Raw genomic sequence first — 1,571 nt, 5'->3', positions numbered from 1 at the left:
ACAAGATCCTATGGGGAGTGGATAGCGGCCTACACCGTGGCAGAGTGGGTTCGCCAAAAATCTCTCTGGAGGCTCATCATGCTTACGACAGCCGACAAACCCGATGCACCTGCCGCTATCCGCGTCGATCTTGGCGCAATCTTCGTTTCATTAGAACTCAGTAAATCCACCTGGCTGGTCACATCGCTTTCGCCAGGAAGCTAGAAGATGTCTCGTCATACGGTCGCCGGCGGTGATATCGCCGGCCTGCTCGCCTGCTTTGCCGAGATGCGTCAAAAGGTACTGACACGCGAGGGCAAGCTTTACTCATTGGTTGTGATCCAGGAAGTGGGCCTGGATGGCTTCTGGATCGGGCGGACGCTCAACAAGGTCGGTTGGATCGAGAACCACTTTGTCGAGGCAGCATCGATCTCGGTACCGCGTCGTCGACGTCGCGCCAAGACCGACCGCATTGATGGTGAAACGCTGGTGCGCACGCCGCTGGCCTGGAAGCGAGGTGAGCCACGCGTCTGTTCTATGGTCAAGATGCCGACGCCTGAGGACGAGGATCGCCGCCGTATTGGCCGCGAGCGAAAAGTGCTGGTTGCTGAGCGCGTTCTCCACGTCAACCGCATCAAGGGACTCCTCTTCTGCCAGGGCATCCGGGATTATGCACCTTTGCGCCGTGATCGCCGAGCGCGTCTGGAAGAACTTCGCACTGGGGATGACCGTGCGCTCCCCAAGCACATAAAGGCACAAATCTCCCGTGAGCTCGATCGTCTTGAGCTGTTGCTCGAGCAGATCAAGACTGTGGAAGCTGAACGAGATGCGCTTATTGCTGAGCAGACGACGAGCGCATCGCCAGCGGCAGTGCTGCTTGGCATCAGGGGCGTTGGTTCGGAGTTCGCGGCAATCCTTCACTCTGAAGGCCTGTTCCGGCACTTCGACAACCGCCGTCAAGTTGCCGCCTATGCCGGGCTGGCGCCGTCGCCTTGGCAAAGCGGCTCAATCAATCGTGAGCAGGGCGTATCGAAAGCGGGCAATCCACGGCTGCGAACCACGATGGTGGAGCTTGCTTGGTTATGGCTGCGCTACCAGCCGAGCTCCAGGCTGTCCTGCTGGTTCAAGGACCGCGTTACACAGAATGGCGGTCGCTTCAAAAAGTCGATGATCGTGGCGCTGGCCCGCAAGCTGCTGGTGGCCTTATGGAAGTATGTCAGCGCCGGCGTTGTCATCGAGGGGGCGGTCATGAAGTCCGCCTGACCGATACCAGCTTACCTGCAAACTCTTTCAATCCCCAGGGCCGGATCAGCCCTGAGGGATCCAGGTGAACGGACCGTGGATCTTCATGGCTTTATCAGCCGGGAACAAGGTTGGTCCCGTTCTCCTGAGCCCTTGCCCGCCGCAAGCGGGATCGTGGTGCAGCCGCCGGAGCGGCGACCGTATGTGAGGTTGTACAGGCTCGCAGGTCGGGCCGGTAAAGTATCGGGCTCAGACTTGGATCGGAAATAGGAACGCCAACATGCCACCTTGATAGCCATTGACGCCAAACTCCTCATGTGAGGAAAATCCAACCGTCTCGCGATGACATC

General features: G+C 58.9%; 1 pseudogene. It reads left to right on the top strand.

Going from position 1 to position 1,571, the window contains the following annotated elements:
* Positions 1 to 78: 78 nt before the first annotated feature.
* Positions 79 to 1,242, top strand: a pseudogene (locus tag OLZ32_RS39085) (IS110 family transposase).
* Positions 1,243 to 1,571 lie beyond the last annotated feature (329 nt).

It is taken from the genome of Rhizobium acaciae, assembly GCF_025941625.1.
Taxonomy (GTDB): Bacteria; Pseudomonadota; Alphaproteobacteria; order Rhizobiales; family Rhizobiaceae; genus Rhizobium; species Rhizobium acaciae.
The sequence above is the reverse complement of the archived record's forward strand: the minus strand, read 5'-3'. Positions and strand labels throughout refer to the sequence as shown.